Source organism: Streptomyces sioyaensis (genome assembly GCF_004122735.1).
Taxonomy (GTDB): domain Bacteria; phylum Actinomycetota; class Actinomycetes; order Streptomycetales; family Streptomycetaceae; genus Streptomyces; species Streptomyces sioyaensis.
The window spans coordinates 1-23,515 of record NZ_SDIF01000085.1; the positions used below are offsets into that span (position 1 = coordinate 1).

Genomic DNA, 23,515 nt, shown 5'->3' on the forward strand with positions numbered 1-23,515 from the left:
ACCGCCCACCGCCCACTCGTATCACTCGTACCGCCGCGCCTCCCCCCGCCCCGTTGCCGTGGCCACGGCGTCCGCCACGGGAGCGATGTCGTCATCGGAGAGGCCGGAGACGGTGATTCGGATGCCGGGCGGGGAGTGCAGGCGGAAGCGCGCGCCGGGAGCCACCGCCCAGCCGGAGTGCAGGAGCCGGGCCACCGCGCCGGTCTCGTCCGGGACCGGTACCCAGACGTTCATACCGCTGCGGCCCCGTGCATGGACTCCGCGCTCGGCCAGCGCGCCTATCAGCGCATCCCGCCGCCGGCCGTACGCTCCGGCCACCGTTGCGGGATCGATCGCGGACGTCCGCCACAGGTGGGCGACCGTGTCCTGGAGGAGATGACTGATCCAGCCCGGGCCGAGGCGTTGCCGGCCGGCCACCCGGTCGATGGTCAGGGCGTCCCCGGTGAGCACCGCCAGGCGGAGGTCGGGGCCGTACGCCTTGGCCGTCGACCGGACCAGAACCCAGTGGTCGGTGACGCCGGAGAGCGGATGGAGCGGGAGGTCGACGATGCCATGGCCATGGTCGTCCTCGATGAGGAGGACCTCGGGGTGCCCGACCAGGAGGGCACGGAGTTCGGTGGCGCGGGCGCGGCTGACGGCGGCGCCCGTGGGGTTCTGCGCCCGGTCGGTGAGGACGACCGCGCGGGCGCCGTCCTGGAGGGCGCGCGTCAACTGCCCGGGCAGCGGGCCCTCGTCGTCCACCCCGACCGGCGCGGGGCGCAGTCCGAGCGCCGGGATGAGATCCAGCAGACTGCCCCACCCGGGGTCCTCCACCGCCACGGTGTCACCAGGCCGCAGATGGGCGGCGAGCACCCGCTCGATGGCGTCCAGCGAGCCGCTGGTGACCGCGATCGGCCCCGCCGGCACGCCGTCGGCGGCGAAGGCCGCGCGGGCCAGCGCCGCCAGCTCCTCGTCCACGGCCGGCGTGCCGTAGAGCGCGGGGCGCCGCGCACTGTGCGCCGCGGCCGCGGCCAGCGCCCGTTCGAGCGGGGGCAGCAGGGAGGGATCGGGGTTGCCGTCGGAGGCGTCCCGGACACCGGGCGGCGCCTCCACCCGCAGGGCCTCGCGCGGGGTACTGGCGGGCCGGGGGCGCACCCGGCTGCCGCGCCGGCCCGCGGTTTCGATCACCCCCCGGTCGCGCAGCGTGCGGTACGCAGCCGCGACCGTATTGGGATTCACCTCCAGAAAGACCGCCAACTCCCGTAGCGGGGGCAGGACTTCGCCCGGCTGGAGCTCGCCCGCACCGACGGCTCGCTCGACACTTGCGGCAATCTCCGATGCGCGCCGCCCTTCGATCCGATACTCTCCTAGCACAAACATGATTATGCACTAGTGCAATGGAGTTTGCAATGTCCCAGGCCGCAGCGTCCGGAGCCGCAATGTCCCAAGCCGCGTCATCCGCGACCACGTCGTCCCAAGCCACGTCGTCCCGAGCCGCGTCGTACGAACCGACCGAGCGCACGACCCTCACCCGCGCCCGCCAACGCGCCACCTACGACGAGGAGACGGTGCACGCGATCCTCGACGAGGGCTACGTCTGCCATCTGGGCTTCGTCCGCGACGGTTCCCCGGTCGTCCTGCCGACGCTCTACGGCCGGGTCGGCGACCGCCTCTATCTGCACGGTTCGACGGGGTCCCGCCCACTGCGGATGGCCGGTGCGGCGCCGGACCCGGGCCTTGACGTGTGTGTCACGGTCACGCACGTCGACGGGCTGGTACTGGCCCGGTCCGCGTTCCACCACTCGATCAACTACCGCTGTGTGGTGGTGCACGGCACCGCCCATCAGGTCACGGACCCGGAGGAGAAGACCTCCGCGCTGGACGCGCTCGTCGATCACGTGGTGCCGGGGCGCGCCGCGGACTCCCGGCCGGGGAACGCCAAGGAACTGGCCGCCACCGCCGTGATCCGCCTCGACCTGCGCGAGGTCTCCGCCAAGATCCGCGCCGGCGGCCCGGACGACGAGCCGGAGGATCTCGCCCTGCCGTACTGGAGCGGCGTGCTCCCCGTGACACCGGTGTACGGCGCCCCCATACCCGCCGACGACCTCGCGCCCGGCACTCCCGAGCCGGCCTATCTGACCGCCCGCTGAGGAGCCGCAGTGCTGATCCACCCCTGGGACGCCCCCACGGACGACGCCGAGTGGCAACAGTGGCTCGCGGCGCACGACTTCGGTCAACTGGCCGCCAATGGACCGCCCGGCGAACCGCCGCTGCTCCAGCCGCTGCACTTCGCCTACGACCCGGCCCGCCGCGAGGCCGTCACCCATCTGGCCCGCCCTCACCCTCTCTGGAGCGCGCTGGACCACCGGCCCGCGGTGGTGCTGAGCGTGGTGGACGACTACGCCTTCATCCCCGGCCCCTGGCAGGCGGACGAGGACCAGCCGCCCGAGCACGGCGTCCCCACCAGCTTCTACGCCGCGGTTCAGCTGATCTGCACGGCCCACATCGTGGACGATCCGGCGGCGAAGGCGGCGCTGCTGCAACGGCAGACGCACCACTTCCAGCCGGCCGGCGGCTCGGCCCCGGTGGCCGCGGGCGAGGCGCCGTACGGGCGGCTGCTGTCCGGCATCCGTGGCCTGCGCCTCGAAGTGCGGGACGTCCGCGCCAAGTTCAAGTACGGGGGCAAGCGGAGCGAGGCGGTCCAGCACCGCGTCTCGGCGCGGCTCGCCGAACGGGACGGCCCCGGGGACGCGGCGGCCCGAGCCCATCAGCAGCGCCGCCTGGCGACGGCAGAGGGGCCCCCGATGTCGCCCGTGCCCTGAACGGCGCCCCGCGGCCGGCGGCGCCACGGATCCGCCCCGGGGCCCGGCCGACGCCGCCGGCCGGGCCCCGTCCCCAGCCAGGCCCCGACCTCAGCCGGGCCCCGTTCCTCAGCCGGCCGCCGGCGCCGCCGACCGTGCGGCCGCCACCGCTCCGCGTGCCTCCGCCACCGCCAGGGCGGCAACGGCCGTCAGCAGCACCCCGGTTCCGGTCGCCGTCGCCACCGTGAGCCGCTCCCCCAGGAACGCCACCGCGAGGACCGCCGCCGACACCGGCTCGATCAGCGAGAGCACGGACGCTGTCGCGGCACGGACGGCCGCCAGCCCCGCGAAGTACAGCCCGTAGGCCAGCGCCGTCGGCACGGCAGCGATATAGCCCAGCAGCAGGAGACTTCGGCCCAGGTCGTGCGCCTGCGGCCACAGCCCCTCCGCCGCCGCGAGCGGCAGCAGACACAGCGCGCCGACCGCGAAGGCCCCGATCGTCGAGGCGTAGGGATCGCCGCCCCCGGCCCTGCCCAGCCGCCGGGTGGCCAGAGTCATCGCGGCGCAGCCGGCCGCCGACAGCAGGGCCCAGCCGACCCCGGCGGGACGGACGGTCGCACCGCCGTCGCCGCCGAGGACCAGGATCGTGAGCCCGGCCAGCGCCCCGGCGACCGCCAGGACCCCGCCCGGCCCGAGTCGTTCCCCCATCGTCAGGCGCGCCCCGATGGCGATGAGGACGGGGCCCGCCCCCATGGTGACGACGGTGCCCACGGCCAGCCCGGTGGCTTCGACGGCGGCGAAGTAGGCGGCCTGGAAGACGGCGAGGGCGACCCCGGTCACCACCACCCGGGTCAGGCGCCGGCGCAGTGGCTCGTACGGAGCGGGCGCGGCGGCCGGTCCGGAGCGGCGGCGCGTCAGCGCCCGGACGGCGAGCAGAAGGAGGAGGCCGCCGAAGGTGCGCCAGAAGGTGAGGGCGACGGGGCCCAGTCCGCTGCCCCGGTAGAGGAGGGCGGCCGCCGCACCCGCGGTGCCCCAGGCGGTCGCGGCGAGAGTCACGTACAACAGCCCCCGGCCCACGGGCAGGGCGGAGGAAACAGTGGCATGCATGGAAGTGCTGCTCCGGGAAGTCCAGGACGGCGCGAGGCGCCGTGGAATGGTCGCGTGATCCCGTGTGCGGGCAGCGACGATCGGCTCGGGAACCAGCCCGAGCCGAGGGCTTCTCGGAGGCCGTCGCCCGCGTTACGCGGCGGGAGGGGGCAGCACGGTCGAATGCATGATCGATACCCTACGTCGCCCGGGATCCGGCCGACAAGTCGTCCCCGGAGCGGTGCCCGGAGGTCGGGGCGTACGGGAGCGCCGAGGACACGGCGCCATCCGGGGCACCTCCGCCCCCGCCCTCCCCGAGCCCGCCGGCTCCAGCCCCGCCGTCCCCGGCCACCCGCACCGTCTCCGTCGTCTGCGGCTTGGCCGACTGCGCGATGAAGGCGCCGGTGAGCACCACCAGCCCGCCCACGAGCTGCGGGGCGGAAAGATGCTCGCCGAGCAGGAACCAGGCCAGGACGGTCGCGATGACCGCCTCCAGACAGGCGACCACCCCGGCCACCTGGGGCGAGAGCCGGCGGATCGACACCACCCCGGTGAGGTAGGCGGCCACCGTCGCGACCAGCACGATCCAGGCGAGCAGCAGGACAGCCGGCACCCGGGTGCCGTTCATGTCCGCACCGCCGCCGAGCAGTTGCCAGTGCATGGCCCAGGGCCGGGCGATCGGGGTGAGGACGACGGCGCCGAGCAGCAGGCCGTAGGCGATCACACCGAGCGGGTCCGCCGCGTCGTCGCCGTCGGAGCCATGATCGGAGAGTACGAAGTAGCCGACCTGGCAGCAGGCCGCGCCGAGGGCCAGGACCAGGCCGACGGCATCGAAGCTCAGCCCCGACCAGACCTCGACCACACACGCCAGTCCGCCGACGGCCAGCATCACCCCGACCGCCGCGGCACGGGTCACCGGCCGCTTCTGCACGAACCGGACCCAGCCCAGCACCAGCGCAGGCGCCAGATATTCGATGAGCAGGGCGACGCCGACGGGGATGCGGGAGAGCGCGGCGAAGTAGCAGGCCTGGACACCGGCGACGGCGAGCAGCCCGAACCCCGCGAGCAGGGCGGGCCGGCGGCGCGGCAGTTCGCGGTGGCGCCAGGCGATCGGCAGCATGACCAGCGCGGCGCCGGCCACCCGCAGCCATGTGACCTGCAACGGTTCCAGGCCGGCGGATATCAGGGGTTTGGCGGCGACGCCCGACCCCCCGAAGGCCAGGGCGGACAGCAGGGCGATGCCGAGGCCGGCGCCGCGCCCGCCGGTCGCACCGCTGCGGCGGCTCTCCCCGAGGGCGGACGACGGCTGCGCGGCCCCCCCGGGCCGCTGGAGTGGACCGGCCCGGCCCGGTCGATGGACCTGCCGGGCTCCCCGAAGACACGTGCATCGGGACATCATGACCAGCCGAAGTCAGCAGCGCCACCCCTGATGCCCCTGTCATTCCTGGCCGGAGGTCTCCCCGTCCAGACGGGCGGCCAGCCGGCCGGTGTCGACACCGGCGCGGCGCAGCACCTCGACGGCCCGGGATTCGGGATCGTCCACCAGGGCGGCGAGCAGATCCAGACAGCCCGCGCGGGTGGCATAGCGCGCATGCGCCCGGTCCAGTGCGCCGTCCATGGCGGCGGCCGCGGCCGGTGACCAGCCGGGGACGCCGCCCTCGACGACGACGGGGACCGCGCCGGAGTCCTCGACGGCGCCGAGCCACCGGAGTCCGTAGCCGATGCTGCGCTGGACGAGATAGCCGAGCAGCCGGGCGACCTGCGGTCCGCCGTCGAAGGCCGCGCGCACGGCGGGGTCCGATTCCAGGAGGCCGTGCAGCAGATGTGCGGTGTCGACCTGCCGGTCGCCGTCGCGGGAGGCCCTCCTGCGGGCAGCGGAGACGACCGACGCGAGCTCTACGGTGAGCAGGTCGCCGAGGTCCTCCGGAGCGGAGCCGTCACCGGCGCTGTACGCAGTACGGTTTTGCACAGCATCCACCCCACCAGCCGCACCACGCCGGGGCATCCCCGGCGGGAAGCATTTGCGCCTCCCACGCTGGTTGGGCACACCGATCCCCGGCTCATCCTCACGGAGGAGGCGAGGAGGAATCGTGAAGGTCGAACACGAAGACGGGACATCCCGACATACCGACCCCTTCCCGATCGTTCAGCTGACGATCCATCAGAAAGGGATCGCACCGGTATTGAACCTTCACCCCCGCGCCGCTACGTTCCGCGGCAACAGCCAGGGACCGTCACCGAAGGGGTGCGCGCATGGCCGAAGTCACCGCACAGGCCCGCATCGAAGCGCCGGCCGACACGGTCTGGGACCGGCTCACCGACTTCGATACGTACGGCGAGTGGAACGCCACGCACACCGCCTTCCCCAAAGGCGGCCCGTCCTCGCTCGAAGTGGGCGCGGGCTACGAGGAGCACATGAAGCTGATGGGCTTCCCCGCGGAGGTCACCTGGACCGTGCGGGAGCTGGAGCCGGGGCGGCTGCTCGGCATCGAGGGCAAGGGCCCGATGGGCGTCACCCTCACGATGCGCTACGCACTCACCCCGGACGGCCCGGCGACGGCAGTGCGGATCGACGGGACGTTCACCGGCGCCGCGGTCTCCCTGATGGCCGGCAAGCTCAAGGACTCGGCGGGCGCCGCGCTGCACGAGTCGCTGCGCGGGCTCGCCGCCCTGGTGGCCTGAACCTTCGGGGGCCGCCTTCTCCTGCGCGCCCCCGAAGGCCGTCCACCAGGCCTTCCTCCCCGCACTCAGTCCTCTTCGGCGAGGATCAGATACAGCTCCTTGCGCGCCTTGTTGACCACCGCCATGGCCTTCTCCCGCTGTTCGGGACTGCCGGTGGCCCACACCTGCCGGAACGCCTCGACCAGGCCGCCGCCCGCCTTGCGGATCTCGTTCATCGCCTCCCAGTCGACGCCGCGGCCGGCGTCCTCCCAGGGGGCGTCCGAACCGCTGTCGGCCTCGGTACGCCCGGTGTCGGTCAGCGAGAACAGCTTCTTGCCGCCCTCACTGGCACTGGCGATCAGCCCCTCGTCCTCCAGGAGCTGCAGCGTCGGATAGACCGAGCCGGGACTGGGCTTCCACGCCCCGCCGCTGCGCTCGGCGATCTCCTGGATCATTTCGTAGCCGTGCATCGGGCGGTCCTTGAGCAGCGCCAGGATCGAGGCGCGCACATCGCCGCGCCGCGCCCGGCCGCGCGGTCCGCCGCGCCCCCGGCCGCCGCCGAAGGGCGGGCCCCCGAAAGGCGGCCCGAACGGGCCGAAAGCGGAGCGTCGCCGCTCCCAGCCACCCGGGAAGTCGCCGCGGCCGCCGTGCCGGCCGGGTCCGCAGTGTTCATGCCGGTGCTCATGTCCGTGTTCATGTCCTTGGGAACGCATGATGACGTCCTCCATTTCGTTCATTGATCGGTCGCGATGCCTCAACGATATATCGAGACTGTTCGCCGAGCAAGCCTTTGAGTGGAACCAGTGGCCGGGCCGCCCCCTCGCGCCGCGACCGACGCCTCGTCGAGGCCCGACCCGCGCCCCTGGCCCCGCGGGCCATTACCTGACTAGAGTCAGAGAATGGATGCGGCACAGATCAACCAGGTGCGGCGGTTCAACCGCACCGTCACCGAACGCGTGGGCGTGCTCCACGACCACTACCTGGGGCGCGACCGGCCGATCGGTGAGGCCCGGCTCCTCTGGGAGATCGGCGAGCAGGGTCAGGACGTGCGGCGGCTGCGCGAGCGCCTCGGGCTCGACTCGGGGTACGTCAGCCGGATGCTGCGCTCCTTGGAGGCCGACGGCCTGGTGACGGTGGAACCGCAACCGCGGGACAAGCGGGTGCGTACCGTCCGGCTCACCGACGCGGGCCGCACGGAGCGCGCCGTGCTCAACGGCCGCAGTGACGAGCTGGCCGGCTCGCTGCTGGAGCCGCTGAACACCGCCCAGCGCACCCGGCTGGTGGCCGCCATGGCCGAGGTCGACCGGCTGCTGACCGCCGCGACGGTCACGCTGGATGCCCTCGACCCGGACCACCCCGACGCCCGGCACTGCCTGCGGTGCTACGCCGGCGAACTTCAGGAGCGCTTCGAGACCGGCTTCGACCCCGCGCGGAGCCTGCTGCCCGACGCCGGGGAACTCCGCTCGCCGCACGGCTTGTTCCTGGTCGCCCGGCTGCACGGCGAGCCCGTCGGCTGCGCCGGCCTCAAGCTGCCCCCCGGCGTCCCGGCCGAGATCAAACGCATGTGGGTCGCACCCCACGTCCGGGGCCTCGGCGTCGCCCGCCGGATCCTGGCCGAGCTGGAAGCACGGGCCGCCCAGCACGGCCATGACGTCGTGCGCCTGGACACCAACCGGGCGCTCACGGACGCGATCGCCCTGTACCACTCCTGCGGCTTCAGCGAGGTCGCCGCCTTCAACGACGAGCCGTACGCCCACCACTGGTTCGAGAAGCGGATCGCGAAACAGGCGTAGGTGTGATCGCGAACAGGCTCAGGAGTGGGTGACCCGCCGCCCCACCCCGTCCAGTTCCCTCGAATTGGCCTTGGCCTGCGGCTTCGCGGCACCTCTACGCTCGCCGCCATGAGGATTCGTATCGTCGACGCCTTCAGCGCGCGTCCGTTCACCGGCAACCCCGCGGGAGTCGTACTCCTCGACTCCGGCGCCTTCCCCGATACGGCCTGGCTCCAGCAGGTCGCCACCGAGGTCAATCTCTCCGAGACCGCCTTTGCCCACCCGCTGCCCGAGGGCGGCGACGCCGACTGGGCGCTGCGCTGGCTCACCCCCGCCGCCGAGGTGAACATGTGCGGGCACGCCACGCTGGCCACCGCGCATGTCCTGCACACCACCGGCACGGCCACCGGTACGGTCCGCTTCCGCACCCGCAGCGGGGTGCTGACCACTACTGCCGACCCCGGCGGGGCGATCACCATGGACTTCCCGACCGCCCCGCTCACCCCCGTCGAGGTGCCGCCGGTCGTCGCGGAGGCGCTGGGCTGCGCGATCCGCTCCGCGCACGACACCGGCCCCGATGTCGGGGACCTGCTGGTCGAACTCCCCGACGAGAAGGCCGTCCGCGCACTGTCACCCGACCTCAAGGCGCTGGCCGGGCACGGCGGCCGCGGCGTGATCGCCACCGCGCGCGCCGACGACCCCGCCGGCGGCCATGACTTCGTCTCGCGCTGTTTCTTCCCCGCGGTGGGCATCGACGAGGACCCGGTCACCGGCAGCGCGCACACCGCGCTCGCCCCGTTCTGGTCGGCGCGCCTGGGCCGTGCCTCACTGGTCGGTCTGCAGGGCGCCGCCCGCACCGGATACGTACGGACCGAGCTGCGCGGCGACCGTACGCTGCTGACCGGCTCGGCGGTCACGGTCATCGACGGGGAGCTGCTGGTCACCGCCTGATCCGACGCCCGCAACCGCGGTTTCAGGGCGGCGCGGCAGGCACTGACGGTGCCCCGCGCCGCACCCGTCTCACCTCGTCGGCAGCCACTCCACCCGGCCCGCGAGTACCGCGTAGCCCACGAACGCCACGATGTCGATCAGGGCGTGCGCGGCGACCAGCGGCCCGACCCGCCCCCACCGCCGGTAGAGCAGGACGAAGAGCACCCCCATCACCATGTTGCCGAAGAAGCCGCCGATGCCCTGGTAGAGGTGGTACGAACCGCGCAGCAGCGAGCTGGCCGCGAGCGCCGCCATCGGCGACCAGCCCAACTGGCCCAGTCTGCGCAGCAGATATCCGACGACCACGACCTCCTCCAGGACGGCGTTCTGCACCGCGGAGGCGATCAGCACCGGAATCTTCCACCACACCTCGGGCAAGGCCTCGGGCACCACCGTCAGATTGACTCCGGCCGCCCGCGCGCCCAGGTACAGCAGCAGACCGCTGCCGCCGATGACGGCCGCGATCCCCACCCCGCGGCTCAGGTCGAAGCCGGGCCGCCGGCGGTCGAAGCCGACCGCCCGCAGCCCGCCGGCCCGCTCCCGCAGCAACAGATGCGCCACCAGCGCCACGGGCACCAGCGCCGTCGCGATCCCGAACAGCTGCCAGGCCAGATCCAGCCACGGCCGGCCGGGCGCATGGGAGGCGTTGAGCGTCGCCGCCTGGTGCTTGAGGCCGCCCGGCTTGGTCACCGACCCGAGGAAGCTGATCAGCGCCGACAGCGCACTGGCACCCAGCGAAAGCGCCAGCACGATCAGCGTTTCGCTCCGCAGGATGCTCCGGGACGGCGCCCCGTCCGTCCCCGTACCGGAGCCTTGGCCCGGAACATCCGCATCGGCCACGGGACTTGTATCCGACTGCACGCTTCCTCCACTTCCGCATTACCGCCTCTTCGCCACCACCGCCCCGCTAGGGTCTCGACAGCAGGTACGAAGATCGCGCGCGACAGGCCGGGGAAGCGCGCCCTCCGCATGGCGCGCTCCCCCCTCTCCCCCTCGAATGCCGATCGAGCCCCGAGCAGGAGAGGCGCTACCGCAATGGGACGACACAGCTTGCCCGACGGCTCCGCACCGGCGATCACGGGGCCCCCTCCCCCGACCCGCCGGCGCACTCTCGTCCTCGCCACCGGTCTCGCGCTCGCCGTCGTGGCGGGCTCGGTCGTGGCGCTGCGCAGCGGTCTGCTCCCGTTCGGAGGACCCTGCGACGGCAACTCGACGCGGCTCGCGGTGGCCGCCGCGCCCGATATCGCCCCGGCGCTCGAAGCGGTCGCCCGGACGGCCCGCGACGGCGCGATACGCACCGACGGCAAATGTCTGGACGTCCAGATCACCGCGCGCGCCGCACATGACCTCGCCGACGCCTTCGGACAGCGGCCGGCCGACCCCGAATTCCAGGTCTGGATACCGGATTCAAGCCTGTGGGCGGATCGCGTCGATGCCGAGCGCGGCACCCCCCTGACCACTGCCGGCACCATCGCCTCGTCCCCGATCGTGCTGGGCGCCGTCCCCACGGCCGCCACGTCGCTGGGCTGGCCGGCCAGGACCTACCGCTGGACGGAGCTGACCCGGGCCGCGAGCTCGTCCCGCGCGCTGCGGCTGGGCATGGCCGACCCGGCCCGCAGCGCCACCGGGCTGCTCGCGCTGGCCCGCACCAGCGCCGCCGACGGCAAGGAAGGCGACGATGCCGACACCCGTACCGCCGCGGCGGCAAAGCTCCTCCACCAGCGGGTCGCGGACGGCGACAGCAACGTGACGGCCACCCTGCCGAAAGACGACTCCGGTGCGGCCCGGGACAATCCGCGCCGCAACCGGGCGCTCCTGCTGTCCGAGCAGGCCGCGTACGCCCACAACACCGCGTCGGGCAGCGGGCCCTCGCTCGACGTGTTCTACCCGCAGGACGGCGCGGCCCGCCTCGACTACCCGTACGTCCTGGTGGACGACGAGGAGATGAGACCCGAGCAGACCCGCGCCGCCAACCGCTTCATGACGCTGCTGAGCGAGGCCGCCGGACAGCGCATCCTGCGCGCCCACGGCTTCCGGGACGGAAACGGCGGTGCGGACCACGAGGTGATCCGCACCGCCGGCGGCCGCGCGCCGCAGCCCTCCGCCGCCGGCCCCGCCGATCCGCCGACGGTCAGGGAACTCCAGGCGCTCATGGGCATGTGGACGATCACCGTGCAGAGCACCCGGCTCACCACGGTCGTGGACGCCTCGGCGTCGATGGGCACCCCGGTACCGGGCCAAGGCGGCCGGACCCGGATGCAACTCGCCAGGAATTCCCTGCTCCAGGCGCTGGCCACCTGCACATCCGACGACGAGTTCGGGCTGTGGAAGTTCGCCACCTTCCTGGACGGCCCCAGGGACTACGCCGAGGTGGCGCCCACCGGCCGCCTCGGCGACCGGGACACGAACGGCGGCACCCACCGGGACGCGCTCACCGCCGCGCTCGACGCCCTGACCCCGGAGGCCCGCAGCGGCGCCGGCCTCTACGACACCACGCTCGCCGCGTACGAGAAGGCCCGCACGACGTATGCGAGCGGGAAGGTCAATGCGCTGGTCCTCGTCACCGACAGCGCCAACGCGGACGCCGGCAGCATCGGCCTAGACGACCTGGTCGCCCGGCTGACGGAACTGGCCGACCCCGAGCGGCCGGTGCCGCTCATCGCCCTGGCGATCGGCCCGGACGCCGACACCTCCGCACTGGAGCGCATCGTGGCACCGACCGGCGGCTCGGCACACCGGGTCGACGACCCGTCGCAGCTCCACCGGGCGCTCCTCAAGGCCATCATCACGGCGGGCGGGAAGGGGCCCCACTGAGCACCCCGCGCCCCCTCCCGCTTAAGTCGCCGCCTGCCGCTGCCCCGGTACGGCCGACCGCCCGCCGACCGCCCAGGCGACCGGCCAGGTGTGCACCGGTGTCCCGGAGTGCATCAGCTCGCCGTAGCGCCGGGTCATCGCGGCGAGCGCGGCATCCCGGTCCAGGCCCTGCCGCCGGGCGTGATGGAAGGCCGCGGCCTGCCAGGAAGCCCCGTTCACCCGTCGCCGGCAGCGCTCCTCGATGATGCCGAGATAGTGATCACGGTCGGCCGGTTCCACCCCCCAGGCGTCCAGCCCCCGGGCCGCCAGCGGCAGCAGCTCCTTGCGTACCAGTCGCACCGCCGGGACGTCGGCGAGTCCGCCGGCCCGCCCGGGACGAGGCCAGGCCAGGGTGGCGTCGATGCCGTACCGGCAGGCCACGTCGAAGTTGCGGGCCGCGGCGGCGAACGGAAGGCGGCTCCACACCGGGCGCGGCTCCTCGGCCAGGGCCCGCACCAGGCCGTAGTAGAAGGCGGTGTTGGCGATGACATCGTCGACGGTGGGACCGGCCGGCAGCACCCGGTTCTCGACCCTGAGGTGCGCGACGCCGTCGGCGACCGCGTAGACGGGGCGGTTCCAGCGGTAGACGGTGCCGTTGTGCAGGGTCAGTTCCGCAAGGTCGGGCACCCCGCCCTCGTCGAGGACCCGCAGCGGTTCCTGCGGCCCGCACACCGGCAGCAGCGGCGGGAAGTAGCGCACGTTCTCCTCGAACAGGTCGTACGCGGAGTCGACCCAGCGCTCGCCGAACCAGGTACGGGGGCGTACCCCCTGGGCCTGCAACTCCGGCGAGCGGGTGTCGGTGGCCTGCTGGAACACCGGCGGCCGGGACTCCCGCCACAGCTCACGGCCGAAGAGGAACGGCGAGTTCGCACCGACCGCCACCTGCACCGCGGCGATGGCCTGCGCCGCGTTCCAGACGGCGGCGAAGCGGCCCGGTGTCACCTGGAGGTGCAATTGGACCGACGTACAGGCGGCTTCCGGTGCGATCGAGGGCGAGCGGGAGACCAGATGCTCCACGCCCCGGATGTCGAGCGCGAAATCCTCCCCCCGGGCCGCCCGCATCTGGTCGTTGAGCAGGACGTAGCGGTCGTTCTCGGAGAGGCTGGCGGCCGTGAGGTCATTGGCGTGCAGGGTCGGCAGAATACCGATCATCACGATCCTGGCGGCGACCTCGCGGGCCTTTCGTTCCGCATATCCGAGACCCGTACGGAGTTCCTCGGCGAGCTGGTCCAGCACCCGGCCGCTCAAACGGTGCGGGAGGATGTTGACCTCAAGATTGCACTGGGCGAGCTCCGTCTGGAAATCGCCGCTGGCGATGCGTTCAAGAACTTGAGAGTTCATCATGCGGGGCAGCCCGTCGGCACCGGCGAGATTGAGTTCGATCTCCAGGCCCATGAGATTCCTGGGACGGTCGAATCGCTTCTCGCGCAGGAGCCTCTGCAATCCCTCAAGGCACTCGTGAAGCTTTCTTCGATAACGCTCCCGGTCCGCCAGGTCGATCCCGTCCGCGGCGACCTTCTCCCCCATCGAAGGGTCCTTCCTCGAGTGAACGGCCCGCGACCACGGGCTGCTTGGGGCCGTCCCCGACACCGCCGGGGCTCGCGCTACGGTCGATGATGCCCCGGCAATCTGATCGATAACGCGTCGGGGACGGGCGGGTGCCGATAGGCTCGAAGTGGTGCAGCCTCCGGCATGCCCCGCAGGCATATCTCGGCGGTGCTGGCCGCTCGCATTTCTCCGGTGAGAATCACCGGCGAGATCCGGCCTACCGCGCCGGTCAGGGAATACGAGGTGGCCTCACAAAAGCGCTGCACAAAGCGGCGGAAAACACCTCGTGCAGGGGTCTGGATTTCACCTTGCCGAAAATCCGCAAGGCCGGTAGCCGAAACTCTTTCAGAACATACGTCGTATAAACTCCGCTTACGAGGCAGAGACTTGGCACCCGGTGTCCCGGTGTTTCCACCGCCACGGGGGCCAGCGGCTGACCCCGCCGCCGCAGCCCCGGCCGGCCACGCTCTGACCCCGCCCGCAGACAGCGCCGTCTGCACCCACCCGCGCCGCACCGTGTCTCCGAAGTGAGAGGCGACCCATCATGCCGCTGCTCCTTGCCCCTGCCCCTGCGCCCGCCCTGCGCAGCGTCCTCGCCGCCCTCAGCTCTCCCGGCGCGGTCCGCGAGGCCCCGGTCTCCGCACTCCGCACCCATCAGGGGCCGCTCAGCCCCGATCACCCGCTGCCGGTGCACGTCTGGGACGACATCAGCCGGCCCGGCGGCACCCCGCACACCCGTCTGGCGGGCTGGCGGTTCCTGGTCCGTGGCGGAGAGCGCGCCGTGGCGACCGCCGAGGCACGGCTCACCGCCGACGGCTGGGCCTTCGCCCGCTTCTGCGGCGGCCCCTACGTCGCCGCGACCGAGCAGGCACTCGCCCAGGCCGAGGCGCTCACCACGCCCCTCCAGCCGCGGCTGCTGTCCGTACCCGAGCTGTACATGCTCACCCTGTGGCTGCACCACGACACCGCCTCCGACGGCGCCGAGGGGCTGCCCGCGGCCGGTGACCTGCTGGTTCCGCTGGCGCCCGCCCCGCCGGGGATCGCCGCACACCGCCCGCAGCGCCTCGCCGACCTGCTCCCCCGGCTCACCCTGCGGCTCGCCCCCGCCCCGCTCCTGCGCGAACCCGCCTGATACACCACTCCGACCCCGCCCGCACGCGGAGAACCGGCGCCCGCCGTCCCGCCGGTCCATGCCCCGTGGCCCCTTCCGGCCACGGGGCACGCTGTCGCGCTCACCCACGCGGACTAGCCCAGGGATGCCACTCCCAATCCTCTTGGAAAGGAGTGCAATTGGGAGCAACCGCCCGCACGGGTGACGCGTCCGTATCGAGTGAGTACCGCTGCCGCGAAATCCCTGCGGAATCCCCTCCGTGGGGCAACACTGGGACCGACCGAAGGAAACGGGGGAGCGGCCATGAACACCTCATCGCGCCGCACGACGACGTTCACCACACCGCAGCGAAAGACAACTTCCATGTGTCAGCACCAACCGCCCTGCCCGTCCGCAGATTCCTCCGACCGGGAGGCCGCACATCTTGTGGCACACCACCCGGAGCAGGGCTGGAGCCTGCTCTGCAATGGCGTCCTGCTCTTCGAGGACACCGGTGAGCTGCTACCGAACGGGCAGGTCATCGCCCCGCACCGCACCCGGGCCACCGCCGCCGCCTGACCTGCGGCCGCCCGGCGCACGAAACACCAGGGCCCCCGGCACACCTGCCGAGGGCCCTTGATGCTGTCCCCCGGGATCAGCTGTCGTACTCGTCCAGCGGCGGGCAGGAGCAGACGAGGTTACGGTCACCGAAGGCACCGTCGATGCGGCGCACCGGCGGCCAGTACTTCTCCGCGGCGTCGACGCCGGCCGGGAAGACGGCCTCCTCGCGGGTGTACGGGTGCGCCCAGTCGCCGCCGAGCGCGGCCGCGGTGTGCGGGGCGTTGCGCAGCGGGTTGTCGTCCTTGTCCCACTCCCCCGAGCCGACCTTCTCGATCTCCGCCCGGATGGCGATCATCGCGTCGCAGAAGCGGTCCAGCTCGTCCAGGTCCTCGCTCTCGGTCGGCTCGATCATCAGCGTGCCGGCCACGGGGAAGGACATCGTCGGCGCGTGGAAGCCGTAATCGATCAGCCGCTTGGCGACATCGTCGATGCTCACGCCGGTCGCCTTGGTCAGCGGCCGGACGTCGATGATGCACTCATGGGCGACCAGGCCCCCGGGGCCGGTGTAGAGCACCGGGTAGTGCGCCTCCAGCCGCTTGGCGATGTAGTTGGCGCTCAGGACCGCGACCTGGGTGGCGCGCTTGAGGCCCTCGCCGCCCATCAGGCGCACGTACGCCCAGGAGATCGGCAGGATGCCGGCCGAGCCCCAGGGAGCCGCGGAGATCGGCCCGACGCCCGTCTCGGGGCCCGCGGAGGGCTGCAGCGGGTGGTTGGGCAGATACGGCGCCAGGTGGGCGCGGACGCCGACCGGGCCGACGCCGGGGCCACCGCCGCCGTGCGGGATGCAGAAGGTCTTGTGCAGGTTGAGGTGCGAGACGTCGCCGCCGAACTTTCCGGGCTCGGCGAGGCCCACCAGCGCATTGAGGTTGGCACCGTCGACGTAGACCTGGCCGCCGGCGTCGTGCACCGCCGCGCAGATCTGGGTGATGTGCTCCTCGAAAACGCCGTGCGTGGAGGGGTAGGTCACCATCAGGACTGCGAGCTCGTCCCGGTGCTTGTCGATCTTGGCGTGCAGATCGTCGGCGTCGACCTCGCCGTCCTCACCGGTCTTGACGACGACGACCTTCATCCCGGCCATCACCGCGCTGGCGGCGTTGGTGCCGTGCGCCGAGGACGGGATCAGGCAGACCGTGCGCTGCTCGTCGCCGTTGGCGCGGTGGTAGGCACGGACGGCCAGCAGGCCCGCCAGCTCGCCCTGCGATCCGGCGTTCGGCTGGAGGGAGACCTTGTCGTAGCCGGTGACGGTGGCCAGCCGCTCCTCCAGCTCCTGGATGAGCGTGAGGTAGCCCTCGGCCTGGTCGGCGGGCGCGAACGGGTGCAGCTGGCCGAAGGCGGGCCAGGTGACCGGCTCCATCTCCGTGGTGGCGTTCAGCTTCATCGTGCAGGAACCGAGCGGGATCATGCCGCGGTCCAGCGCGTAGTCCTTGTCGGCGAGGGTGCGCAGGTAGCGCAGCATCGCGGTCTCGGAGCGGTACTGGTGGAACACCGGGTGGGTGAGGTAGTCGTCGCCGCGCAGCAGCGTCTGCGGCAGCGCTTCGGCGACGGCCGCGTCCAGCTGCTCGATGTCGCCCTGCACGCCGAAGGCACCCCAGACACCGGCGAGCTCGGCGCGACCGGTGGTCTCGTCGCAGGCGATACCGACCAGGTCGGCGTCGATCTGCCGGAGGTTGACTCCGGCCTGCCGGGCGGCGGCGACGACCTCGCCCGCCCGGCCGGGCACCCGCGCGGTCAGCGTGTCGAAGTACGCACCGTGCACGATCTCCACACCGCCGGCCCGCAGGCCCTCGGCGAGGATCGCCGCGTAGCGATGGGTGCGCCGGGCAATGGTCCGCAGGCCCTCGGGGCCGTGATAGACGGCGTACATCCCGGCCATGACGGCGAGCAGCACCTGCGCGGTGCAGATGTTGCTGGTGGCCTTCTCGCGGCGGATGTGCTGCTCACGGGTCTGCAGCGCGAGGCGGTAGGCCTTGCTGCCGTCGGCGTCGACGGAGACGCCCACGAGGCGGCCGGGCAGGCTGCGGGCGAACTGGTCACGTACGGCCATGAAGCCGGCGTGCGGGCCGCCGAAGCCCATCGGGACGCCGAAGCGCTGGGTGGTGCCGACCGCGATGTCCGCGCCGAGCTCGCCGGGCGAGGCCAGCAGCGTCAGGGCCAGCAGATCGGCGGCGACGGTGACGATCGCGCCCAGGTCGTGGGCCTGCTCGATGAGGGCACGCGGGTCGCGGACCGCGCCGGAGGCGCCGGGGTACTGGAGCAGCACGCCGAAGACGCCGCGCTCGGCGACCTCGGCGGGAATCCCCTCGCTCAGGTCCGCGACCACCACCTCCACGCCGGTCGGCTCGGCGCGGGTCTCGATCACGGCGACGGTCTGCGGCAGACAGTCGGCGTCGACCAGGAAGACGCCCTGCTTGACCTTGCCGACCCGGCGGGACAGCGCCATGGCCTCGGCCGCGGCGGTGCCCTCGTCCAGGAGGGAGGCGCCGGACGTGGGCAGCCCGGTCAGCTCGGCGACCATGGTCTGGAAGTTCAGCAGCGCCTCCAGGCGGCCCTGCGAGATCTCCGGCTGGTAGGGCGTGTACGCGGTGTACCAGGCCGGGTTCTCCATGACGTTCCGCAGGATCACCGTCGGGGTGAACGTGCCGTAGTAGCCGAGTCCGATCATGGACGACAGCACCTGGTTACGGTCCGCGAGGCCGCGCAGCTCCGCCAGGACCTCGGCCTCGGTACGGGCCTGCGGCAGGCCGAGCGCCTCCGCGCTCTTGATCACGTCGGGTACGGCGGTGGCGGTCAGTTCGTCCAGCGAACCGAATCCGACGTGCGCGAGCATCTTCGCCTGCGCCTCGTGGTCGGGACCGATGTGCCGGCGCGCGAAGGGGGTGCCGCTTTCCAGCTCGGTCAAGGAGATGCGGTTGGTGGTCATCTGCGGGGGCCTCCTGGTCGGTGCGACCTACGAGGGGCACCACGGCGCGGGTGCCCGGACGGCCTCCCCCTCTGTCATCTCAACCTGAGAGCTTCACCGGCCCGCGCGAGGCGGCCCGGCTTTCACCGTCGGTGAGGAGGGGTCCCGGAGCTGTGCCTTCCGCGGCCCGCCCTGCTTTCCAGAGTGACCTCGTCCATGCGGTACGTGTGCCTGAGAGATTCCGGGGAGGATTTGCTCCTTCGGCGCCCTGGTCGCGAACGACAAGGACTCTCCCGCACGGGGTCTACGGCCATTCGCCAGCCTACCAGCGCGCCACTCGAAGGATCCTTCGAGTGGCCGGGGCATGAAATGTGCCGTTTGGTAGTTGTCACAGGGCAGTTGCGACCAATTGGAGGGGCCGTGCAAACCGATATCGATCCCCGGAGCCTGATCGGCCGCAAAGCGTTCGACCGGAACGGCGCGAAAATAGGCACGATCGACGAGGTCTATCTCGACGACGCGACGGGGGAACCGGAGTGGGCAGCCGTGCGCACCGGACTTTTCAGCCGGGACGCGTTCGTCCCCCTCGAGCCCAGCAAAATGGTCGGCGAGGGCCTGCACATTCCCTACGACCGCAAGTTGATCAAGGACGCACCGGACTTCGGCGTGGGCCGCCACCTCTCCCCCGAGCAAGAGCTCCAGCTCTACCACCACTACCGCCTGGATATCTCCTCCCCCACCGATCCGGTGTCCTCACCCGGTCCCGGCGACAGCGACTTCGGCAAGATCGCCGGCTCGGACGACTGAGCATCCGCCGGCGCCCCGCCCACCAGCGGCAGGGGCTCCCCCGGCCGCAGCGCCGGGTCCTCGACAGCAAAGGTCCGTACCCTTCCCGGTGCGGACCACGGCGTTTCGAAGCGGATGGTCACCCTCCCCACACCGCTCCCCTGCACCCAGCCGGCGCCGTACTCGTCGTGCACCACGTCCAGACCCGGGTGCCAGCGTCTCGGCAGTTCCTCCCCGGCTTCCTGCACCTGCGCCGCGCCACCCTCCGCCACCGCCGCCTTCGCGGTCTCCGCCGCCTCCCGCTCCGTCGCCAGCTGGGCGAACAGATCCTCCTGTGTGAAGTCGGCCAGCCCGCTGACCCCCACGCCCAGCAGCCGGACGCCGCCGGTGGTGTCCACCGTCTCCAGCAGCCGTACAGCGGCCTCCCGTATCACCGCAGGGTCGTCGGTGGGCCCCCGCAGCGTGTCGGAGCGGGTCAGCGTCGAGAAGTCGTAGTTCCGCACCTTGATCACCACCGTGCGCCCGGAGCGCCCGGCCGCCCGCAGCCGCTGTACGCAGCGGTCGGCCAGCCGCAGCACCTCGCTGCGCACCCGCGCCCGGTCGGTCAGGTCGACCTCGAAGGTGTCCTCGACCGAGATGGACTTCGCGTCCCGCTCGGCCACCACCGGACGGTCGTCCCGGCCCAGCGCCATGGCGTAGAGCCCGGCGCCGTGCGCCCTGCCCAGCAGCCGCACCAGCTCGGCCTCGCCGGCCTCCGCGGTCTCCGCGACGGTGTGGATCCCGGCCCGGCGCAGCGTCTCGGCCGTCGCGGGGCCCACCCCGGGCAGCGTCCGCACCGTCATCGGGCCCAGCAGCTCCCGCTCGGTGCCGGGCTCGATCACCACCAGGCCGTCCGGCTTGGCCGCCTCGGACGCGATCTTCGCCAGCATCTTGGCCCCGGCGAGCCCCACCGAGCCGGTCAGCCCCGTGGTGGCTCGGATATCGCGCCGCAGCTGCTCCCCCACGGCCCGTACCGCCACGGTCTCGGGCGGCACCCCACCGGCCTCCAGATCGACGAACGCCTCATCCAGGCTGAGCGGCTCCACCAGCGGCGACAGCGCATGCAGCAGCTCCATCACCGCTTCACTCACCTGGCGGTACAGCGTGAAGCGAGGGGCCAGATAGGCGGCATTGGGGCACAGCCGGCGTGCCTGGGCCGTGGGCATCGCCGAGCGGACGCCGAACACCCGGGCTTCGTACGAGGCCGTGGAGACCACTCCGCGCGCCCCGATCCCGCCGACGACCACGGGCTTTCCCCGCAGACTCGGCTTGGCCGCCTGTTCAGCGGCCGCGAAGAACGCATCCATGTCCAGATGCAGGATCGTCGGCGCAGGTCTCACATCTCCGATGCTGCCCCATGCCACTGACAATCGGCCCGACGCCGGGCCGCGCACACCGCCGGGGGCTCAGCCGGCCCGGTTGCGCCGGCGCGCCAGCTCGTCGTGAGGATTCTTGCCGATCAGCGTCTCGCCGGTGTCCACACGCTCCCCGTGGAGCTGTGACAGCGCACCCTCCACGTCCCGCCACACCACGCCCACCGCGATCCCGAAGACGCCCTGGCCGCCCTGGAGCAGATCCACGACCTGGTCGGGCGAGGTGCACTCGTAGACGGTCGCCCCATCGCTCATCAGCGTCATCCGCGTCAGATCCGCCAGCCCCCGCGCCCGCAGATGCTGCACGGCGGTCCGGATGTTCTGCAGCGACACCCCGGTGTCCAGCAGCCGCTTGACGATCTTGAGAACCACGACGTCCCGGAAGCTGTAGAGCCGCTGGGTGCCGGAGCCGTACGCCGGCCGGATGCTCGGCTCCACCAGGCCGGTACGCGCCCAGTAGTCGAGCTGCCGATAGGTGATGCCCGCTGCCGCACAGGCGGTCGGGCCGCGATAGCCGATGTTCTGCGCCTCGCAGTCCTCCGACACCGCCGCGGCCGGTGCCGGGGCATGGTTCGCTGCCGCGCCCGAGTGGAGCGGCAACGCCCCTTCCGCCGCCATACCGTCGCCGGTGATTGCCACGCCGCCCTCCGTCCTCCACGTCCCGGACGGGACCTGCCATATCGACGGTATGCAGTCACTCGGGGTGCGTCAACGATCGCCGCGCTCGCCACGCCGAGTGATAATCACCCTACGAGTGGTTTCTCGTGACCCCGCACGGGGAACGGCTAATTGTTTGGCCGGAAACAGGTGGTTCGACCGGCCGGAATCACTGGCTGTTGGTGCCGAAGTCCTCGGGAGAGATCTGGTCGAGGAACTCGCGGAACTTCTCCACCTCGTCCTCCTGCTCGTCCGGGATGGCGATCCCCGCGTCGTCCAGCACACCGTCGGTACCGAAGATCGGCGTTCCGGTGCGCAGCGCCAGCGCTATGGCGTCGGACGGACGCGCGCTGACCTCGACTCCGCTCGCGAAGACGAGTTCGGCATAGAAAACCCCCTCGCGCAGATCCGTGATGCGGACCTGCGTCAGTTCCTGGCCCACCGCTTCGAGCACGTCCTTGAACAGGTCGTGCGTCAGCGGCCTGGCAGGGACCATGCCCTGCTGGGCAAAGGCGATGGCGGTGGCCTCCCCTGGCCCGATCCAAATGGGCAAGTAACGATCGCCTCCCACCTCCCGCAGGAGCACGATCGGTTGGCTGGAAGGCATTTCCACCCGGACACCCACGACGTCGAGCTCGTTCACACAGCAACCCTAGGACGTGCCCGGCAGGTTTGGGTAGTCGGGCACTCGTTTGCTCCCTACAGCCGGACCTGCAGGGCGCTCTGCAGGAGGGCTGCATGCAGCCGTACGGACAGCGTCGCCAGCTCCCTGGCGGTCGCCTCGGCATGCGCTCTGGTCTGTGGGTTACGGTGCCGCCGAAGGGGTGCAACGACCTGTTCGACCAGGCCAGCCTCACGCTCGGCAGCCGCCTTCACCGCACGCAGATGCCGCGGTTCGAGACCGAAACGGCCCAGGTCCGCGACAAGTTTGGCCACCGTGACGGCCTCGATGTCGTATCCGCCCTCCGCATGGGAGACGATGAGTCCGTACGACTCCCAGTCGGCGAGCGTCGCCTCGTCCACCTCAGCGGCGGCCAGCAGCTCGGCCCGGCCGATCCGGGCAGCCGTAGGGCGCTCCGCACCGGCGGCGTGGACGCCCTCGACAAGATCTCGCGAGGGCGTGGCCGGAGCCGGCAGCTGCACCTGCTCACCGCGCTCCAGGGCGTCCAGATGCTCCCGGATGACCTTCAGCGGCAGATAGTGGTCCCGCTGCATCCGCAGGACGTTCGCCAGCCGCTCCACGTCCGCCGGCGTGAATTTGCGGTATCCGGAAGGCGTGCGCTTCGGCTCGACCAGCCCCTCGGCCTCCAGGAAGCGAATCTTGGAGATGGTGACCTCGGGAAACTCCTCGCGCAGCAGGGTGAGCACCGTGCCGATACTCACCGGCTTGCCGTCCGAGGAGGCGGTGCCGGACGGGCCGGCACCGCCTTTCGGTGTATGGCGCATATGCCTTCCCCGGCCGGTCAGATACCGGCGCCTCGCTGGCTTGCGTAGAAGACCAGGCGGAACTTGCCGATCTGGACCTCGTCGCCGTTGGCGAGGACGACGGAGTCGATCCGCTCACGGTTGACGTAGGTGCCGTTCAGGCTGCCGACGTCGGCGACCGTGAAAAGACCGTCCGGGCCCCGGCGGAATTCCACATGGCGGCGCGAGACCGTCACGTCGTCGAGGAAGATGTCGCCCTGCGGATGCCGGCCCGCCGTCGTCAGCTCGCCGTCCAGCAGGAAGCGGCTGCCCGAATTCGGACCCCGGCGGACGACCAGCAGCGCCGATCCCAGGGGAAGGGCGTCGACGGCCGCCTGGGCCTCGGGGGACAGCGAGGGCGCCAGATTCTGGCCCGTCGTCTCCGAGTCGTAGGCCTCCAGCCCCGAAATGGAGATCGTCGACGTCGTCTCGGACGCCCGCTCGGGCTGCGCGCCCGCGCGCAGCGGGGCACCACAGTTGGAGCAGAACCGGCTCGACTCGGCGTTCCGGTTGCCACACCTCGTACAAGTCGGCAAGGCTGACCCTCCACCCGTGCGTGCGGCCGATGGTTCCTGGGAACCTATGCGGCCGGGCACGGAGGGGTCAACAGAATCCGCGCCGCGCCCCCCGGACGGCCCGCTGACCTCGTCACGGAAGAGCGGACGGTCCTCGGAAGCGCCGCTCTCGTCGGGCTGGCGCGGAGCGCGGTGCCGCGCGGAGCCGCTGCCGCCCTCCTGGCGTGCGCTCTTGCCGAACAGCTTTCCAAACAACTTCACGGGCGATTCCCCTTGAACGAAACAGACCCGCCCGTGGGGCAGGACGAACCCTCGATGCACACACCGGCCCATCCGGACATCCTGTGAACGTCCGTGGCCTTCAGACAGTTTCCACCACAC

22 protein-coding genes and 1 riboswitch are annotated in these 23,515 nt (G+C 72.0%); of the genes, 9 read left to right on the forward strand and 13 right to left on the reverse strand.

Annotated elements, in window-relative coordinates:
• Positions 1 to 21: 21 nt before the first annotated feature.
• Positions 22 to 1,353 carry an aminotransferase class I/II-fold pyridoxal phosphate-dependent enzyme gene (locus EST54_RS24285; RefSeq protein WP_129249873.1) on the reverse strand — a complete coding sequence of 444 codons (1,332 nt, stop codon included), beginning with the start codon at positions 1,351 to 1,353 and terminating at the stop codon, positions 22 to 24.
• A 65-nt stretch (positions 1,354 to 1,418) separates the two neighbouring features.
• Here EST54_RS24285 and EST54_RS24290 point away from each other — a divergent pair, with 65 nt between their 5' ends.
• Entirely contained in the window at positions 1,419 to 2,129 is a 711-nt protein-coding gene (locus EST54_RS24290) for a pyridoxamine 5'-phosphate oxidase family protein (protein ID WP_129249850.1), read from the forward strand.
• Between the two features lie 9 nt (positions 2,130 to 2,138).
• Entirely contained in the window at positions 2,139 to 2,801 is a 663-nt protein-coding gene (locus tag EST54_RS24295; RefSeq protein WP_129249851.1) for an FMN-binding negative transcriptional regulator, read from the forward strand.
• A 108-nt stretch (positions 2,802 to 2,909) separates the two neighbouring features.
• Here the strand turns inward: EST54_RS24295 and EST54_RS24300 are convergent, their stop codons facing one another.
• The 3 genes from EST54_RS24300 to EST54_RS24310 form a co-directional block, all read right to left on the reverse strand.
• Positions 2,910 to 3,887: a DMT family transporter gene (locus EST54_RS24300; protein ID WP_129249852.1), complete on the reverse strand. Its 978-nt coding sequence runs from the start codon at positions 3,885 to 3,887 to the stop codon at positions 2,910 to 2,912.
• A 178-nt stretch (positions 3,888 to 4,065) separates the two neighbouring features.
• Complete coding sequence (locus tag EST54_RS24305) at positions 4,066 to 5,262, reverse strand: EamA family transporter (protein WP_239012453.1); 1,197 nt, start codon at positions 5,260 to 5,262, stop codon at positions 4,066 to 4,068.
• 42 nt (positions 5,263 to 5,304) lie between these two features.
• Positions 5,305 to 5,835 (reverse strand): Clp protease N-terminal domain-containing protein, encoded by a 531-nt coding sequence (locus tag EST54_RS24310; RefSeq protein ID WP_129249853.1) that lies wholly within the window; start codon positions 5,833 to 5,835, stop codon positions 5,305 to 5,307.
• Positions 5,836 to 6,119: 284 nt separating this feature from the next.
• Between EST54_RS24310 and EST54_RS24315 the strand changes: the two genes are divergently transcribed.
• Positions 6,120 to 6,548: a type II toxin-antitoxin system Rv0910 family toxin gene (locus tag EST54_RS24315; protein WP_129249854.1), complete on the forward strand. Its 429-nt coding sequence runs from the start codon at positions 6,120 to 6,122 to the stop codon at positions 6,546 to 6,548.
• A 65-nt stretch (positions 6,549 to 6,613) separates the two neighbouring features.
• Here the strand turns inward: EST54_RS24315 and EST54_RS24320 are convergent, their stop codons facing one another.
• Positions 6,614 to 7,240 carry a PadR family transcriptional regulator gene (locus tag EST54_RS24320; RefSeq protein ID WP_129249855.1) on the reverse strand — a complete coding sequence of 209 codons (627 nt, stop codon included), beginning with the start codon at positions 7,238 to 7,240 and terminating at the stop codon, positions 6,614 to 6,616.
• Positions 7,241 to 7,426: 186 nt separating this feature from the next.
• Here EST54_RS24320 and EST54_RS24325 point away from each other — a divergent pair, with 186 nt between their 5' ends.
• Positions 7,427 to 8,320, forward strand: coding sequence for a bifunctional helix-turn-helix transcriptional regulator/GNAT family N-acetyltransferase (locus EST54_RS24325; RefSeq protein ID WP_129249856.1), 894 nt, complete (start codon positions 7,427 to 7,429; stop codon positions 8,318 to 8,320).
• 108 nt (positions 8,321 to 8,428) lie between these two features.
• The gene (locus EST54_RS24330) at positions 8,429 to 9,250 is read left to right on the forward strand and encodes a PhzF family phenazine biosynthesis protein (protein WP_129249857.1); all 822 of its coding nucleotides are present in this window, start codon (positions 8,429 to 8,431) and stop codon (positions 9,248 to 9,250) included.
• A gap of 69 nt (positions 9,251 to 9,319) precedes the next feature.
• Here the strand turns inward: EST54_RS24330 and EST54_RS24335 are convergent, their stop codons facing one another.
• Positions 9,320 to 10,129 (reverse strand): CPBP family intramembrane glutamic endopeptidase, encoded by an 810-nt coding sequence (locus EST54_RS24335; RefSeq protein ID WP_244942605.1) that lies wholly within the window; start codon positions 10,127 to 10,129, stop codon positions 9,320 to 9,322.
• A gap of 195 nt (positions 10,130 to 10,324) precedes the next feature.
• Here EST54_RS24335 and EST54_RS24340 point away from each other — a divergent pair, with 195 nt between their 5' ends.
• Positions 10,325 to 12,103, forward strand: coding sequence for a substrate-binding domain-containing protein (locus EST54_RS24340; protein ID WP_129249859.1), 1,779 nt, complete (start codon positions 10,325 to 10,327; stop codon positions 12,101 to 12,103).
• A 21-nt stretch (positions 12,104 to 12,124) separates the two neighbouring features.
• Here the strand turns inward: EST54_RS24340 and EST54_RS24345 are convergent, their stop codons facing one another.
• Positions 12,125 to 13,669, reverse strand: a complete 1,545-nt coding sequence (locus EST54_RS24345) for a glutamate-cysteine ligase family protein (protein ID WP_129249860.1) — start codon at positions 13,667 to 13,669, stop codon at positions 12,125 to 12,127.
• A 565-nt stretch (positions 13,670 to 14,234) separates the two neighbouring features.
• Between EST54_RS24345 and EST54_RS24350 the strand changes: the two genes are divergently transcribed.
• Positions 14,235 to 14,822, forward strand: coding sequence for a hypothetical protein (locus tag EST54_RS24350; protein ID WP_129249861.1), 588 nt, complete (start codon positions 14,235 to 14,237; stop codon positions 14,820 to 14,822).
• A 342-nt stretch (positions 14,823 to 15,164) separates the two neighbouring features.
• Positions 15,165 to 15,359: a DUF5999 family protein gene (locus EST54_RS24355; RefSeq protein WP_307825351.1), complete on the forward strand. Its 195-nt coding sequence runs from the start codon at positions 15,165 to 15,167 to the stop codon at positions 15,357 to 15,359.
• A gap of 76 nt (positions 15,360 to 15,435) precedes the next feature.
• Here EST54_RS24355 and gcvP read toward each other — a convergent pair whose 3' ends face one another.
• Positions 15,436 to 18,321 (reverse strand): aminomethyl-transferring glycine dehydrogenase, encoded by a 2,886-nt coding sequence (gene gcvP, locus EST54_RS24360; RefSeq protein ID WP_129249863.1) that lies wholly within the window; start codon positions 18,319 to 18,321, stop codon positions 15,436 to 15,438.
• Between the two features lie 188 nt (positions 18,322 to 18,509).
• Positions 18,510 to 18,606: riboswitch (glycine riboswitch) on the reverse strand.
• Between the two features lie 114 nt (positions 18,607 to 18,720).
• On the opposite strand from gcvP, the gene EST54_RS24365 reads away from it, so the two are divergent.
• Positions 18,721 to 19,107: a PRC-barrel domain-containing protein gene (locus EST54_RS24365; protein WP_174857505.1), complete on the forward strand. Its 387-nt coding sequence runs from the start codon at positions 18,721 to 18,723 to the stop codon at positions 19,105 to 19,107.
• Here EST54_RS24365 and EST54_RS24370 read toward each other — a convergent pair.
• The 5 genes from EST54_RS24370 to EST54_RS24390 all read right to left on the reverse strand — a co-directional run bounded on the left by EST54_RS24370 (position 19,014) and on the right by EST54_RS24390 (position 23,467).
• Positions 19,014 to 20,465 carry a DNA polymerase IV gene (locus tag EST54_RS24370; protein ID WP_129249865.1) on the reverse strand — a complete coding sequence of 484 codons (1,452 nt, stop codon included), beginning with the start codon at positions 20,463 to 20,465 and terminating at the stop codon, positions 19,014 to 19,016. The two genes, EST54_RS24365 and EST54_RS24370, sit on opposite strands and share 94 nt — an antisense overlap.
• 66 nt (positions 20,466 to 20,531) lie before the next feature.
• Positions 20,532 to 21,137 carry a MerR family transcriptional regulator gene (locus tag EST54_RS24375; protein ID WP_129249866.1) on the reverse strand — a complete coding sequence of 202 codons (606 nt, stop codon included), beginning with the start codon at positions 21,135 to 21,137 and terminating at the stop codon, positions 20,532 to 20,534.
• 187 nt (positions 21,138 to 21,324) lie between these two features.
• Positions 21,325 to 21,798, reverse strand: a complete 474-nt coding sequence (locus EST54_RS24380) for a bifunctional nuclease family protein (protein WP_006606439.1) — start codon at positions 21,796 to 21,798, stop codon at positions 21,325 to 21,327.
• A gap of 56 nt (positions 21,799 to 21,854) precedes the next feature.
• A complete protein-coding gene (ftsR, locus tag EST54_RS24385; protein WP_129249867.1) occupies positions 21,855 to 22,601 on the reverse strand; it encodes a transcriptional regulator FtsR in 747 nt (248 codons plus the stop codon).
• Positions 22,602 to 22,618: 17 nt separating this feature from the next.
• Positions 22,619 to 23,467 (reverse strand): FHA domain-containing protein, encoded by an 849-nt coding sequence (locus EST54_RS24390; RefSeq protein ID WP_129249868.1) that lies wholly within the window; start codon positions 23,465 to 23,467, stop codon positions 22,619 to 22,621.
• Positions 23,468 to 23,515 lie beyond the last annotated feature (48 nt).

What these genes read in the sequence shown, in the direction of transcription:
- EST54_RS24290 (WP_129249850.1), top strand. Translation starts at nt 1,419, where the DNA reads ATGTCCCAAGCCGCGTCATCCGCGACCACGTCGTCCCAAGCCACGTCG.
- EST54_RS24300 (WP_129249852.1), bottom strand. Translation starts at nt 3,887, where the DNA reads ATGCATGCCACTGTTTCCTCCGCCCTGCCCGTGGGCCGGGGGCTGTTG.
- EST54_RS24305 (WP_239012453.1), bottom strand. Translation starts at nt 5,262, where the DNA reads ATGTCCCGATGCACGTGTCTTCGGGGAGCCCGGCAGGTCCATCGACCG.
- EST54_RS24315 (WP_129249854.1), top strand. Translation starts at nt 6,120, where the DNA reads ATGGCCGAAGTCACCGCACAGGCCCGCATCGAAGCGCCGGCCGACACG.
- EST54_RS24320 (WP_129249855.1), bottom strand. Translation starts at nt 7,240, where the DNA reads ATGCGTTCCCAAGGACATGAACACGGACATGAGCACCGGCATGAACAC.
- EST54_RS24325 (WP_129249856.1), top strand. Translation starts at nt 7,427, where the DNA reads ATGGATGCGGCACAGATCAACCAGGTGCGGCGGTTCAACCGCACCGTC.
- EST54_RS24330 (WP_129249857.1), top strand. Translation starts at nt 8,429, where the DNA reads ATGAGGATTCGTATCGTCGACGCCTTCAGCGCGCGTCCGTTCACCGGC.
- EST54_RS24340 (WP_129249859.1), top strand. Translation starts at nt 10,325, where the DNA reads ATGGGACGACACAGCTTGCCCGACGGCTCCGCACCGGCGATCACGGGG.
- EST54_RS24345 (WP_129249860.1), bottom strand. Translation starts at nt 13,669, where the DNA reads ATGGGGGAGAAGGTCGCCGCGGACGGGATCGACCTGGCGGACCGGGAG.
- EST54_RS24350 (WP_129249861.1), top strand. Translation starts at nt 14,235, where the DNA reads ATGCCGCTGCTCCTTGCCCCTGCCCCTGCGCCCGCCCTGCGCAGCGTC.
- EST54_RS24355 (WP_307825351.1), top strand. Translation starts at nt 15,165, where the DNA reads ATGTGTCAGCACCAACCGCCCTGCCCGTCCGCAGATTCCTCCGACCGG.
- gcvP (WP_129249863.1), bottom strand. Translation starts at nt 18,321, where the DNA reads ATGACCACCAACCGCATCTCCTTGACCGAGCTGGAAAGCGGCACCCCC.
- ftsR (WP_129249867.1), bottom strand. Translation starts at nt 22,601, where the DNA reads ATGCGCCATACACCGAAAGGCGGTGCCGGCCCGTCCGGCACCGCCTCC.
- EST54_RS24390 (WP_129249868.1), bottom strand. Translation starts at nt 23,467, where the DNA reads ATGGGCCGGTGTGTGCATCGAGGGTTCGTCCTGCCCCACGGGCGGGTC.